At 66.6% G+C, this 14,360-nt stretch carries 10 protein-coding genes; 9 read left to right on the plus strand and 1 reads right to left on the minus strand.

Annotated features, from left to right (window positions below; genetic code table 11):
* Nucleotides 1-111: 111 nt before the first annotated feature.
* Nucleotides 112-2,184 carry a glucans biosynthesis glucosyltransferase MdoH gene (gene mdoH / locus M5C98_RS19840; protein ID WP_272549148.1) on the plus strand — a complete coding sequence of 691 codons (2,073 nt, stop codon included), beginning with the start codon at nucleotides 112-114 and terminating at the stop codon, nucleotides 2,182-2,184.
* Nucleotides 2,185-2,481: 297 nt separating this feature from the next.
* Here mdoH and ffh read toward each other — a convergent pair whose 3' ends face one another.
* Nucleotides 2,482-3,861, minus strand: a complete 1,380-nt coding sequence (gene ffh, locus M5C98_RS19845) for a signal recognition particle protein (protein WP_272549149.1) — start codon at nucleotides 3,859-3,861, stop codon at nucleotides 2,482-2,484.
* A 90-nt stretch (nucleotides 3,862-3,951) separates the two neighbouring features.
* On the opposite strand from ffh, the gene M5C98_RS19850 reads away from it, so the two are divergent.
* The 8 genes from M5C98_RS19850 to M5C98_RS19885 all read left to right on the plus strand — a co-directional run bounded on the left by M5C98_RS19850 (nucleotide 3,952) and on the right by M5C98_RS19885 (nucleotide 14,286).
* Complete coding sequence (locus M5C98_RS19850; RefSeq protein WP_272549150.1) at nucleotides 3,952-4,749, plus strand: cytochrome C assembly family protein; 798 nt, start codon at nucleotides 3,952-3,954, stop codon at nucleotides 4,747-4,749.
* Complete coding sequence (locus tag M5C98_RS19855; RefSeq protein ID WP_272549151.1) at nucleotides 4,746-4,967, plus strand: PP0621 family protein; 222 nt, start codon at nucleotides 4,746-4,748, stop codon at nucleotides 4,965-4,967. The genes M5C98_RS19850 and M5C98_RS19855 overlap by 4 nt, the downstream gene beginning before the upstream one ends.
* 13 nt (nucleotides 4,968-4,980) lie before the next feature.
* Nucleotides 4,981-6,687, plus strand: a complete 1,707-nt coding sequence (locus tag M5C98_RS19860) for a two-component system sensor histidine kinase NtrB (RefSeq protein ID WP_272549152.1) — start codon at nucleotides 4,981-4,983, stop codon at nucleotides 6,685-6,687.
* A gap of 18 nt (nucleotides 6,688-6,705) precedes the next feature.
* Nucleotides 6,706-8,208, plus strand: a complete 1,503-nt coding sequence (locus tag M5C98_RS19865) for a sigma-54-dependent transcriptional regulator (RefSeq protein ID WP_272549153.1) — start codon at nucleotides 6,706-6,708, stop codon at nucleotides 8,206-8,208.
* The gene (ampD, locus tag M5C98_RS19870) at nucleotides 8,192-8,833 is read left to right on the plus strand and encodes a 1,6-anhydro-N-acetylmuramyl-L-alanine amidase AmpD (protein ID WP_272549154.1); all 642 of its coding nucleotides are present in this window, start codon (nucleotides 8,192-8,194) and stop codon (nucleotides 8,831-8,833) included. The genes M5C98_RS19865 and ampD overlap by 17 nt, the downstream gene beginning before the upstream one ends.
* Nucleotides 8,834-9,216: 383 nt before the next feature.
* On the plus strand, nucleotides 9,217-12,156 hold the full coding sequence (locus M5C98_RS19875) for a ribonucleoside-diphosphate reductase subunit alpha (RefSeq protein WP_272549155.1): 2,940 nt from the start codon (nucleotides 9,217-9,219) through the stop codon (nucleotides 12,154-12,156).
* 136 nt (nucleotides 12,157-12,292) lie between these two features.
* A complete protein-coding gene (locus tag M5C98_RS19880) occupies nucleotides 12,293-13,489 on the plus strand; it encodes a ribonucleotide-diphosphate reductase subunit beta (protein ID WP_272549156.1) in 1,197 nt (398 codons plus the stop codon).
* Between the two features lie 182 nt (nucleotides 13,490-13,671).
* Complete coding sequence (locus M5C98_RS19885) at nucleotides 13,672-14,286, plus strand: histone (protein ID WP_272549157.1); 615 nt, start codon at nucleotides 13,672-13,674, stop codon at nucleotides 14,284-14,286.
* Nucleotides 14,287-14,360 lie beyond the last annotated feature (74 nt).

Raw genomic sequence — 14,360 nt, forward strand, 5'->3', positions numbered from 1 at the left:
GGTGAAACCTCTGCGCGTCCGGCCTCTTCCTCGGCTTTCGGCGCCTTTGTCGCCGAAAGCCGGACGGCCGCTTCTTCCCCAACGACAACCCAACTTCGCAGTGAGGGAACCATGGACCCACATCAATCTTCCCGTGCAGGACGTGTCGGCGCTGTCGCGCACGCACCCGCTGTGGTGGCGCGGCGCGGCGCCAAGTACCCCCGTCCGGTGGCCTCTGACCGCAGCACGCTGCGCGAAGAACGCCACCCCAACTCTCTGACGGCACCGCCCGTGCACCGCGGCTCCATGGCACCCCTGCCATGGCGCGGCTTCTGGAACAGCATCGGCACCGCCTTGCTCATGCGCCTGAACGGCCAGCGCAACCGCCCCGCCGAAGGCACCGAAATCACCGAAACGTGGCAGCAGGCCGCCCAGCAGCGCCGCCTGGTGTTCATGCTGCTGACGGTTGCCAGCAGCGCGCTGGCCACCACGCTGTTTGCCGGCGTGCAGCCCAGCTACGACAGCGCCTGGCTCGAATACGGCCAACTCGCCCTGTTCGCCCTGCTCTCCACCTGGGTCGTCACCGGCTTCCTGACCGGCGTGATGGGCTTCTGGGTCATGCTGCGGGGCGACGCGCACGCACTGTCAGCCGCCAGCGTGCGCAACAAGCCTTTGAACGCCGACGCGCGGACGGCGATCATCATGCCGATCTGCAACGAGGACGTGTCCACCGTGTTCGCCGGCCTGCGCGCCACCTGCGAATCCGTGGCCGCCACGGGGCATGCCAAGACCTTCGACGTGTTCGTGCTGTCCGACAGCTACGACCCCAAGATCGCCGCCGCCGAGCGCGCCGCCTGGGAAGACCTGCGCGCCGCCCTGGCAGCGAACGGCAACCAGCCGCAGGTCGAGGTGTACTACCGCCTTCGCACCCGCCGCAGCCACCGCAAGGCCGGCAACGTGGCCGACTTCTGCCGCCGCTGGGGCAAGGACTACCGCTACATGGTCGTGCTCGACGCCGACAGCGTGATGAGCGGCGATTGCATCGTCTCCATGGCCAAGCTGATGGAAGCGCACCCCCGCGCCGGCATCATCCAGACCGCCACCCAGGCCATCGGCCACGTCACCCTGCACGCCCGTGCACAGCAGTTCGCCTCCCGCGTGACGGGTCGCCTGTTCACGCTGGGCATGCAGTTCTGGCAACTGGGCGAGTCCCACTACTGGGGCCACAACGCCATCATCCGCGTCCAGCCTTTCATGGAACACTGCGCGCTGGCCCCGATCAAGGGCACCGGCGGAATGAGCGGCGGCATCATGTCGCACGACTTCGTGGAAGCGGCCCTGATGCGCCGTGCCGGGTACCACGTGTGGCTGGTGTCCGACCTGGTCGGCAGCTACGAACAGCAACCGCCGGACCTGCTGTCCGAGCTGCAGCGTGACCGCCGCTGGTGCCAGGGCAACCTGCAAAACGCCCGCCTGATGGCCGAGCCCGGCATCCACCCCGTGCACCGCGCCATGTTCGTCACCGGCGCCATGGCCTACCTGTCGGCACCCCTGTGGCTGGCCTTCATCACCTTCGGCACGGCCCTGTGGCTGGCCGGCGCCCGCCTGGTGTCCGACTGGAACATCCTGCCCAGCGAACTGATGGCGCTGTGGGCCTGGACGCTGTGCATGCTGTTCCTGCCCCGCGTGCTGGGTGTGACGGCGATCCTCATGAAGGGCGAGCAAAAGCAGTACGGCGGCACCGCCAGCCTGATCAAGAGCGCCGGCCTGGAAAGCGTGCTGGCCATCCTGCAGGCCCCGATCCGCATGCTGGCCCACTCGCTGTTCGTGATCATCGCCCTCACCGGCCTGAAGCTGGACTGGAAGTCGCCTCCCCGCGAAGCCAACGCCGTGCCCTGGAGCGATGCGGTTCGCCAACTGGCTCCCATGACCGGCGTGATCGCCCTGCTGGGACTGGGCGTGGCGTTGATCGATCCGAGCGCGCTGATGTGGCTCATGCCCGTCGGCCTGCCGCTGGCCCTGTCCATTCCGCTGGTGGTGGTCTCCAGCCAGATCGCTCTGGGCCGTGCCGTGCGCGCCCAGCGCCTGCTGCTGATCCCCGAAGAGGCATGGTCTCCGCCTGTCCTGCGCCGCGCATGGATGCATGCCACGCAGCTGAAGAACCGCCCCCAGCGTTCCGCAGCGCCGGTCCTCAAGGCGGCTTGAACGGCAGCAACCGGCCAACGCGCGCCGCCGACCGCGGCGCTTCAATGAAAAAGCCGACCCTCGGGTCGGCTTTTTATATGGGAATTTGAACTGCTTGCAGGCCGCTGCGAGCGCCCACCGGATGTCGGTCAGGCCCACAGGCCAGAGCCATGCGCAAGGGGCTGCACATGCCGTGAGAGTTTGAAGTCTTTCAGGGCTCTAGCGCATGATTGGCTAGGGCATGTAGCTATACTTTTTATAGCAAATGCCACAGCGATGCCTGCGATCTGCCCGGCACAGCGGGCGTCGGGGCTCCGGTCAGAACGGCAGCTTGGGCATCCCGCCGCCGCCCAGGCCCTTCATGCCGCCCATGCGCTTCATCATCTTCATGAGGCCGCCGCCCTTCATCTTCTTCATCATGCCCTGCATCTGATCGAACTCGTTCAGCAGGCGGTTCACCTCCTGCACGTGCACGCCGGAGCCGGCGGCGATGCGCTTCTTGCGCGTGGCCTTGATCAGCTCGGGCTTGCGGCGCTCGAGCGGGGTCATGCTCTGGATGATGCCTTCCTTGCGGCGGATGTCCTTCTCGGCCTTGTCCATGTCCACCTGGCCGGCCTTGGCGGTGAACTGGGCCGGCAGCTTGTCCATGAGGCTGGACAGGCCGCCCATCTGCTTCATCTGCTGCAGCTGCGACAGGAAGTCGTTCAGGTCGAATCCGTCGCCGCTCTTGACCTTGGCCGCGAGCTTTTGCGCCGCCTCCATGTCCACGCCCGCGCTCACCTGCTCGACCAGCGCGACGATGTCGCCCATGCCCAGGATGCGGCCGGCGTGGCGCTCGGCATCGAACACCTCCAGCCCGTCGATCTTCTCGGACACCCCGGCGAACTTGATGGGCGCACCGGTCACCTGGCGCACCGACAGCGCCGCACCGCCGCGCGAGTCGCCGTCGAGCTTGGTCAGCACGATGCCGGTGAGCGGCAGCGCTTCCTTGAAGGCGCGGGCGGTGTTGATGGCGTCCTGCCCCTGCATGGCATCGACGACGAACAGCGTCTCGACCGGGTTCAGCACCGCGTGCAACTCCTTGATTTCGTTCATCAAGGCTTCGTCGATGGCCAGGCGACCGGCCGTGTCCACCAGCAGCACGTCGAAGTAATGCCGCTTGGCGTAGTCGATGGCCGCGCGGGCGATGTCCAGGGGCTTTTGGTCGGCCGAGCTCGGGAACCACTCGGCGCCGGCCTGCGCCGTCACGGTCTTGAGCTGCTCGATGGCGGCGGGCCGGTACACGTCGCCTGACACGGTGAGCACTTTCTTCTTGCGCTTTTCGATCAGGTGCTTGGCCAGCTTGGCGGTGGTGGTGGTCTTGCCCGCGCCCTGCAGGCCGGCCATCAGGATCACCGCGGGCGGCTGGGCCGCCAGATTGATGTCGGCGATGCCCTCGCCCATGGTGGCGGCCAGCTCGCGGTTCACGATGGACACCAGCGTCTGCCCGGGCTTCAGGGAGCCCAGCACCTCCTGGCCCAGGGCCTTTTCCTTCACGCGGGCGATGAAGTCGCGCACCACCGGCAAGGCCACGTCGGCCTCCAGCAGCGCCATGCGCACTTCGCGCAGCATGTCCTGGACGTTGGATTCGGTGATGCGGGCCTGGCCGCGCATCTCCTTGACGAGTCGCGTGAGTTTTTCGGTAAGGGCGGAGGCCATAGGAATGTTCCGGAAGTGCCCTTGGCGCCTGGGCGGCTGGTACCGCAGGCAGGTCCGCCAGGGGCGGGCGAAGGGCTAAACTGTGAGTCCATGATTTTACCCAGTGCGTCTCCCGTCAGCTGGCTGCTGGCCTTGTCCGCGGCGATGGCTTACGCCGCCCCTGCCGTGGCCGCCGCGCGGTTCGGCGGCAAAACGGGCCGCACCGCGCTCTGGGTCGCCTGGGGGCTGCACGCGGCGGTGCTGGCCTACAGCCTGCTCGGCAGCACGCCGCACTTCGGTTTCGCGCCCGCCCTGTCGATGACGGCGTGGCTGGTCCTCACGGTGTACGCCGTCGAACGCCAGATGTTTCCCGAACTCCAGGCCCGCTGGATGCTGGGCGCCCTGGGCTCCGTGGCGGTGCTGCTCGCGCTGCTGTTTCCGGGGCAGCCCCTGCACGTGAACGCATCCGCGTGGCTGCCGCTGCACCTGGCGCTGGGCATCGCGTCCTACGGGCTGTTCGCCGCCGCCGTGGTCCACGCCTGGCTCATGACCCGCGCGGAGCGCAAGATCCGCCAGGCCGCGGACCCGCACAGCGGCATTCCCTTGCTCACCCTGGAGCGCCTCACGTTCCGCTTCGTGATGGCGGGCTTCGTGCTCCTCACCGCCACGCTGGTGGCCGGCTGGCTGTTCGGCGAAACGCTGTACGGCCGGGCCTGGAACTGGGAGCACAAGACGGTGTTCTCGGTCCTGTCGTGGATCACGTTCGCGGTGCTGCTGATCGGGCGCACGCGCTTCGGCTGGCGCGGGCGCAGCGCCGTGCGCGTGCTGTATGCCGGCGCGGGCCTGCTGCTGCTGGCCTACGTGGGCTCGCGCTTCGTGCTCGAAGTGGTCCTGGGACGCGCCGCATGAAGTACCTCGTCCTGCTGGCGGTGCTGGTCATCGCGTTCGGCGTGTGGCGCAACCAGCGGCGCCGGGAGATGCCACCGCCCGCCGCGGCACGCCCCGCCTTGCCGCAGGCCATGGTGAGCTGCGCCCGGTGCGGCGTGCACATTCCCCGGTCCGAGGCGCTGACCGACAGCGGCCCGAGCTACTGCAGCCCCGAGCACCAGCGCCAAGGGCCGGCGTGAAAGGCTTTTTCCCGTGCCGGCCCTGAAACGCGCCAGCGCCCTGCTCTCCGCCGACGCCCCGTTCGCCCGGCTGTGGGGCAGCTTCCTGTCGGGCCGCATCATGGTGGCGGCCGCCCTGCTGCTGCTGCAGGGCCTGGGCGTGGCGCTGAACCAGTCCTACGAACCCCTGCTGCTGGGCATCTGTGCCGGCTACCTGGTGGCCACCGTGCTGCTGCTGGTGCTGGCCGGCAATGCACCGCCCGGACCCCATTCTTGGCTGCAGTGGGTGTTCTCGATCGGCGTGGACCTCGCCTTGATCAGCACGTTGCAGATCCTGCACGTGGGCTCCATGAACTTCACGCCCCTGTTCGGGCTGCCCATCCTGATGGCCGGCGTGCTGGGCACGCTGACCCTGGCCCTGGGCACGACCGCGGCCGTGACGCTGCTGCTGCTGGCATGGGCCTGGTGGCTGGGCAGCAGCGGCGGCTCGGACGCCACGCAGCGCTATTTCCAGACGGCCCTCACCGGCACGGGCTACTTCATCGTCGCCTATCTGGTGCATCAGCTCGCCTCGCGCCTGAACCGGGAGCAGCAGCTGGCCCAGGCCAGCCAGATGGCGGCCAAGGTGCAGGAGCAGGTGAGCGCCCTGGTCATCCACAACCTGTCGGACGGCGTGCTGGTGCTGGACCAGCGCGACACCGTGCGCATCGCCAACCCCGCCGCACTGCGGCTGCTGGGCACCAATGCCCGCCACGCGCTGCCGTTCTCCATGGCCCATTCCTCGCCCTGGAAGCCGTTGCTGGCGATGGCGCGGCAAACCTTTCAGAAAGGCCAGCCGCAAAGCGCCGACGTGGACGTGCTGCACCCAGGGCAAAGCCCGCTGGCGCTGCATGTGCGGGCCTGGCTCACTTCGTCGCAGGAGATCGCGCGCGAGACCGGGGGCGAGCACCTGTGCGTGATGTTCCTGCACGACCTGCGCGAGATGGAGGCGCGCCTGCGCACCGAAAAGCTCGCGTCAATGGGCCGCATGTCGGCCGCCGTGGCCCATGAGATCCGCAACCCGCTCGCGGCCATCATGCAAGCCAACGCCCTGCTGGAAGAAGAACTGCACGAGCCCGGCCAGAAGCGCCTGGCCCACATGGTGCAGCAGAACGCCGAGCGGCTGGCCCGCATCGCCGAGGAGGTGCTGGACATCGCCCGGGTGCAGCACCAGATCAGCCACGCGCCGGCCTCCACCGTGGTGCTGTGCGACGCGGTCGCGCAGGTCTGGGGCGACTGGCAGGCGCAGGACCCGGGAAAGCGCCGGGCCCAGCTCGCGCTGGAGGCGGGCCGCGCCCCCGTGGAGTTCGATGCCGAACACCTGCGCCGCGTGCTCGTCAATTTGCTCGACAACGCGCTGCGCTACATGGGCGGCGAGCCCGATTCGCTCTACGTGGCCACCTACGTCAGCGCGGCCGGCACGGTGGGGCTGCAGGTGTGGAGCGACGGCGCGCCGCTGGACAAGACCGTGGAACGCCATCTGTTCGAGCCCTTCTTTTCCTCGGAAAGCCGCTCCAGCGGGCTGGGCCTTTATATCTGCCGCGAGCTTTGCCAGCGGCACGGTGCGTCGATCGGTTACCAGCGCCTCACCCGCTCCCTGCCGCGCGGCGCGGTCGGCGGCAATGCGTTCACGGTCGTGTTCCGCAAGAACGCCCGGCCGCAGGAGCCGAACACCACGCTGTTTGACACAATCGTCGTCTGACCCCGCACGCACCTGTCCATGAACGCCAACGCCGCCACGATCCTCGTCGTCGATGACGAACCCGACCTGCGCACCCTGTACGAGCTGACGCTGCTGCGCGAAGGCTACCGGGTCGAGACGGCAGCCAACCTGCAGGAGGCCCGTCAGCAGTTGCAGGACCGGAAGTTCGATGCCGTGATCACCGACATGCGCCTGCCGGACGGCTTCGGCATGGAGTTGCTGCACGAGCTGCGCGACCAGCAGCGGCGCGAGCGCTGCGTGGTGATGACCGCCTATGGCTCCGCCGAGAACGCGGTGGAGGCGCTGCGATCGGGCGCGTTCGATTACCTCACCAAGCCGGTGGACCTGAAACTGTTCCGCTCGGTCGTCGCTTCAGCGATCCAGGGCACCGGGGGGGTGCCTCCGCCTCGGTCGGCACGCCCCGGCAACGCACCGCGCGCCCCCCAGGAAACCGCTGCCGGCACCACGCTGTCCCTGGACCGGCTGGTAGGCGAGTCGGAGGCCATGCGCAACGTCAAGCAACGCATCGCCAAGGTGGCACGCAGCATGGCGCCGGTGCTCATCCGCGGCGAATCCGGCACCGGCAAGGAATTGGTGGCCCGTGCACTGCACGCCAGCAGCCAGCGCGCGGAGGGACCGCTGGTCGCCGTCAACTGCGGCGCCATTCCCGAAAATCTGCTCGAAGCCGAATTCTTCGGCGCGCGCAAGGGCTCCTACACCGGCGCCACGCAGGACCGCGATGGCTACTTCCAGGCGGCGCGCGGCGGCACGCTGTTCCTGGACGAAATCGGCGATCTGCCGCTGGCCATGCAGTCCAAGCTGCTGCGCGCCATCCAGGAACGCAGCGTGCGGGCGCTGGGCTCCACGGGTGAAGAAACCGTGGACGTGCGCATCGTCAGCGCCACCCACCGGGACCTCGCGGCCGATGTGCAGTCCGGCCGGTTCCGCCAGGATCTGTATTACCGTCTCAACGTGATCGAGGTGGTCATTCCGCCGCTGCGCGAACGCCGCGAAGATCTGCCCGCCCTGTGCGCCACGCTGCTGGCCCGCATCGCGCAGGAATCCGGCGCACCCGTGCCGCCCCTCACGCAGAACGCACTCGACCGCATTGCCATGCACCCGCTGACCGGCAATGTGCGCGAGCTGGAAAACCTGCTGCACCGCGCCGTCGCCTTGAGCGATGGGGAAGAACTGCATGTGGAGCCTCCGCACGTTTCGGCCTCCAATGCCGCGCGCGCCGACGCGGCGGCCGGGCATGCTGCCCAAGGAACGGAGCCACCCGGCGCCACCGCGCCGCGCAACGCCAATCCGGCCGCCACCGTTCCTCTGCCCAGCGACCTGCAGGCCTGGCTGGACCAGCAGGAGCGCGAGATCCTGGTGCGCGCCTTGCGGGAGACCGGCTTCAACCGCACCGCCACCGCGGCGCGGCTGGGCATCAGCCTGCGGCAGATCCGCTACCGCATCGCCCGCCTGGACATTGCCGCGCCCAACGACAGCGACGCGAATGACGACAGCGAATGAGGCCCCGCGCCCCGGTCCGGTGCCAAAACCGGAAGCGGGCGAAGGGGATGTCTGGAACGGCGGCTGGTACCGGGACGCTACACGCGAGCCCTCGCCCAACTTCGGGCCGCGCCCGGCCCATGCGGCCATCGATCTCATCGTGGTGCACTCGATCAGCCTGCCCCCTGGCGAATACGGCGGCGGGCAGGTGCAACGGCTCTTCACCAATGCCCTCGACTGGGATGCGCACCCTTATTACGCCGGCATCCGCGGGCTGCAGGTGTCGGCCCATTTCTTCATCGAGCGGGACGGGCGGCTCTGGCAGTTCGTGGACTGCGACCAGCGGGCATGGCACGCCGGACCTTCGAGCTACCGGGGCCGCGCCAATTGCAACGATGACTCGATCGGCATCGAACTTGAAGGGCTGGAGGGCCAGACCTTCGAGCCCGCCCAATACGCCACGCTGAACCGGCTCTGCGCTCACCTGCCGTCGCGTTACCCGATTGCCCACGTGGCGGGCCACGAAGATGTGGCCCCGGGCCGCAAGCAGGACCCGGGGCCAGGATTCGACTGGCGGCGGCTGCAGGCGGACCTGCAATGGCCATCTGCGGCGTTTCCGCAAAAGTCAACTCAGGCGCCCCGATAATTCAGGGTTTTCCCCCATCTTCGGCACGCTCGGTGCCAAACCGCGACACTCGGCCCCCTGCCGCCGAAACAGCAGAGGCAACGCCCGCGCGGCTTTTGAAGTGGAAACGGCCGGCACGCTGCGCCGGACCACGTTTTTTTGCTTGAAACCGCACCCACACGGCCTCTCGGCAGTGGCATCCGAGTGGCTTCCGGGCCATGGAAAAGCCCGTTTTCAAAACAGAGGCCAAAGGGCGCTGTACACTACCGGTAGTGTCTTGCTACCATTGCACACCCTAGATATAGCGTGCGGGGCAGCACTCAACCCCCACCCATTTTTCGTTTTGGCGCCGCCTTTTCGGCCCGCCAACTTCGCCTTTTCCGACAGCTCCCAAAGGACCTTTCATGCAAGCTGCGCTAAACCCTTCATCCATCACGAATGCACCCGGGCACACCACGGCCACGGACGAATCGCCGGCGGCGCAGCCCGGTAGCGACCTACTGACGCACTACCAGATCATTCGCCGCAATGGCGCGGTCGTGCCGTTCGAGCCGCAGAAGATCGCAGTGGCATTGATGAAGGCGTTTCTTGCAGTGCACGGCACCCAGGGTGCCGCATCGGCCAGCGTGCGCGAAGTCGTGGACACGCTGACCCAGAACGTGGTGCGCGCCCTCATGCGCTCGCGCCCGGGCGGCGGCACCTTCCATATCGAAGACGTCCAGGACCAGGTCGAGCTGGGCCTGATGCGCGGTGGCCACCACGAAGTCGCCCGCGCCTATGTGCTGTACCGCGAACGCCGCTCGCAAGAGCGCGCCCACCAGCAAGAGCAGCGCACCCCCGCCGTGCCCACGCTGCACGTGATCGACCATGGCCAGCGCGTGCCGCTCGACGAAGCCCGCATGCTGAGCCTCATCCAGGCCGCCTGCTCCAACCTGGGCGCAGACATTCAGGCCGCGCCCATCGTGGCCGAAACCATGCGCAACCTGTACGACGGCGTGCCCATGGACGAGGTGTACAAGGCATCCATCCTGGCTGCCCGCACGCTGATCGAAAAAGACCCCGACTACACCTACGCCACCGCGCGCCTGCTGCTGCATACCATCGTGCGCGAGGTGCTGGGCCGCGACGTGGCACCCGGCGAAATGAGCGCCGCCTACGCGAACTACTTCCCCGTGTTCATCCAGAAGGGCGTGGACAACGACCTGCTGGACCCCCGCCTGCTCGAATACGACCTGCAAAAGCTCGGCGCCGCACTGAAGTTCGAGCGCGACCAGCAGTTCGACTACCTGGGCCTGCAAACGCTGTACGACCGCTACTTCCTGCACGTGCGCAAGAGCCGCATCGAACTGCCCCAGGCATTCTTCATGCGCGTGGCCATGGGCCTGGCGCTCAAGGAAGACAACCGCGAAGCCCGCGCCATCGAGTTCTACGAGGTGCTCTCGTCGTTCGACTTCATGTCCAGCACCCCCACGCTGTTCAACAGCGGCACGCTGCGCTCGCAGCTGTCGTCGTGCTATCTCACCACCGTGCCGGACGACCTGGACGGCATCTACGAGTCGATCAAGGAAAACGCGCTGCTGTCCAAGTTCGCCGGCGGCCTGGGCAACGACTGGACCCGCGTGCGCGCACTGGGTTCGCACATCAAGGGCACCAACGGCGAATCGCAGGGCGTGGTGCCGTTCCTCAAGGTGGTGAACGACACGGCCGTGGCGGTGAACCAGGGCGGCAAGCGCAAGGGCGCCGTCTGCACTTACCTCGAAACCTGGCATCTGGACATCGAGGAGTTCCTGGAACTGCGCAAGAACACCGGCGACGACCGCCGCCGCACGCACGACATGAACACGGCCAATTGGATTCCCGACCTGTTCATGCGCCGCGTGATGGAAAAGGGCACCTGGACCCTGTTCTCGCCCTCCAACGTGCCCGACCTGCACGACCTGTTCGGCTCCGACTTCGAAAAGGCCTACGTGGCCTATGAAGAGAAGGCCGCGCGCGGCGAGATCCGGCCTTCGCGCACCCTGCAGGCCACCGACCTGTGGCGCAAGATCCTCACCATGCTGTTCGAGACCGGCCATCCCTGGATCACGTTCAAGGATGCCTGCAACGTGCGCTCGCCCCAGCAGCACGCCGGCGTGGTGCACTCGTCCAACCTGTGCACCGAGATCACGCTGAACACCAGCGACACCGAAACCGCGGTCTGCAACCTCGGCTCGGTCAACCTGATGCGCCATCTGAAGGACGGCCCGAACGGCCGCGAACTCGACCACGTCAAGCTGCGCAAGACCATCTCCACGGCCATGCGCATGCTCGACAACGTGATCGACATCAACTACTACGCCGTGGAAAAGGCCCGCGTCTCCAACATGCGCCACCGTCCCGTGGGCCTGGGCATCATGGCCTTCCAGGACAGCCTGTACGAACTGCGCATTCCCTACGCATCGCAGGCCGCGGTCGAATTCGCCGACCAATCCATGGAAGCCATCTGCTACTACGCCTACTGGGCTTCCACCGAACTGGCCAAGGAACGCGGCCACTACGAAAGCTACAAGGGCTCGCTGTGGGACCGCGGCATCCTGCCGTTCGACACGCTCGATCTGCTGGAAAAAGCCCGTGGCGGCTTCGTGGAAGTCGATCGCTCTTCGTCGCTCGACTGGAACGCGCTGCGCAACAAGATCGCGCAAGACGGCATGCGCAACTCCAACTGCGTGGCCATCGCGCCCACGGCCACCATCTCCAACATCGTCGGCGTCGATGCGTCCATCGAGCCCTCGTTCGGCAACCTGTCGGTCAAGTCGAACCTGTCGGGCGAGTTCACCGTCATCAACAGCTACCTGGTGCGCGACCTCAAGCGACTGGGCCTGTGGGACGACGTGATGGTCATGGACCTCAAGCACTTCAAGGGCTCGCTGCATTCCATCGACCGCGTGCCGCAAGACGTCAAGGCGCTGTACTCCACCGCCTTCGAAGTCGAGCCGTCGTGGCTCGTCGAAGCGGCATCGCGCCGCCAGAAGTGGATCGACCAGGCACAGAGCCTGAACATCTACATGGCCGGCGCATCGGGCAAGAAGCTCGACGACACCTACAAGCTCGCCTGGGTGCGCGGCCTCAAGACCACGTATTACCTGCGCACGCAAAGCGCCACGCACGTCGAGATGAGCACCGTGAACACGCGCCAGCTCAATGCCGTTTCGTCGGGCACCGACGGCGGCGGCGCACAGGCCGCGGCCAAGCCCAGCGCGCTCGAAGCCGCTGCGGCCGCAGCGCAGGCACAGGCCGCGGCACTGCCCGCGACCGATGTGAAGTTCTGCGCGATCGACGACCCGACCTGCGAAGCCTGCCAGTGATGCGCACGCCATGCGCGGCACCCGATCGATCGGGGTGCCGCGCATGTGCAGTGAAGCAACAAAAACATGGCTGCATCACGCTCCAGCGCTTTTAATTTTGCAGCGCTGCTTTCATAATCCGACCATTGGAAAACCTATGCTGACCTGGGACGAAGAAGTCAAGCCCTCATCGCAGAAACTCTTGGACGGCGGTCTGCAAAACAACCGCCTGGAGGAGTCGACTCCCGCGCCTTCGCAAGCTGCCGCAGTGCCCGCTCCAAGCCTGTCCGCCAGCAGTGCGCCTGCACCATCGGAACCGCCTGCCGCCACCGTGCACCGCCGCGTGAATGCCGCCGACAAGCGCATCATCAACGGCCAGACCGACGTCAATCAGCTGGTGCCCTTCAAGTACAAGTGGGCCTGGGAAAAGTACCTCGCCACCTGCGCCAACCACTGGATGCCGCAAGAGGTGAACATGACGCGCGACATCGCGTTGTGGAAAGACCCGAACGGCCTGACCGAAGACGAGCGCCGCATCATCAAGCGCAACCTCGGCTTCTTCGTGACCGCCGACTCGCTGGCCGCCAACAACATCGTGCTGGGCACGTACCGCCACATCACCGCGCCCGAATGCCGCCAGTTCCTGCTGCGCCAGGCCTTCGAGGAAGCGATCCACACGCACGCCTACCAGTACATCGTCGAATCGCTCGGCCTCGACGAGAGCGAGATCTTCAACGCGTACAACGAAGTCGCATCCATCCGCAACAAGGACGAATTCCTGATCCCTTTCATCGAGGCGATCATGGACCCCAACTTCAAGACCGGCACGCCCGAGACCGACCAGACACTGCTCAAGTCGCTGATCGTCTTCGCCTGCCTGATGGAAGGCCTGTTCTTCTACGTCGGCTTCACGCAGATCCTGGCCCTCGGCCGCCAGAACAAGATGACCGGCGCGGCCGAGCAGTACCAGTACATCCTGCGCGACGAGTCGATGCACTGCAACTTCGGCATCGACCTGATCAACCAGCTCAAGCTGGAGAACCCGCACCTGTGGACCGCGGAGTTCAAGGAAGAGATCAACGCCCTGTTCATGAAGGCCGTCGAACTCGAATACCAGTACGCCGAAGACACCATGCCGCGCGGCGTGCTGGGCATGAACGCCTCCATGTTCAAGGGCTACCTGCGCTACATCGCCAACCGCCGTGCCACGCAAATCGGGCTCGAAGCGCTGTTCCCCAACGAAGAAAACCCCTTCCCCTGGATGAGCGAGATGATCGACCTCAAGAAGGAGCGCAACTTCTTCGAGACCCGCGTCATCGAGTACCAGTCCGGCGGTGCACTGTCCTGGGATTAGCCTCCCGACACATTCCAGGCCATGCATTTTCATTCCACGTCCCGCACCGGCAGCGCTGTAAAGCACTGCCGCGCGGGACGTTACCGTGTTCATGGCGGTGGGACGTTTCCCATCCCCATGGATCGCTCCATGTCCAATGCAGGCGTGGAGTGCTCTTTGCAAATTGACCCAAGGAGAAAATGATGGCAACTGCGAAAAAGACCGCCGCCAAGAAGGCTGCACCTGCGAAGAAAGCCGCCGCCCCCGCCAAGAAGGCCGTGGTAGCGAAGAAGGCCGCCGCTCCGGCAAAGAAGGCAGCGCCTGCCAAGAAAGCCGCCGCCCCCGCCAAGAAGGTAACGGCTGCGAAGAAGGCAGCTGCACCGGCCAAGAAGGCTGCAGCTCCAGCGAAGAAGGCAGCGCCTGCCAAAAAGGCCGCCGCCCCCGCCAAGAAGGTAACGGCTGCGAAGAAGGCAGCTGCACCGGCCAAGAAGGCCGCCGCTCCGGCAAAGAAAGCCGCAGCGCCAGCAAAGAAGGCAACGGCGGTGAAGAAGTCGTCGGCAGCGCCTGCCAAGAAGGCTGCGGCTGCACCGGCCGCCAAGAAGGCCAGCGCAAAGCCTGCCACCGCGACCAAGAAGGTCGTGGCTTCGGCGAAGAAGACCTCGGCGGCTCCCGCTGCCAAGAAACCTGCCGCAGCACCGGCCGCCAAGAAGGCCGCCGCGCCCAAGAAAGCCGCCAAGGCCCCTGCGCCCGCGCCTGCAGCCCAGACCACGCTGAACCCCCAGGCAGCCTGGCCCTTCCCTACGGGTGGCAAGCCGTAAGGCCCAGCCCCTCGGGAAACCCCGCCAACCCGGTGCCCTGCACCGGGTTTTTTATGTCCGGGCCGCGCCCACTT

The sequence above is a fragment of the Acidovorax sp. NCPPB 3576 genome (assembly GCF_028473605.1).
GTDB lineage: Bacteria > Pseudomonadota > Gammaproteobacteria > Burkholderiales > Burkholderiaceae_C > Paracidovorax.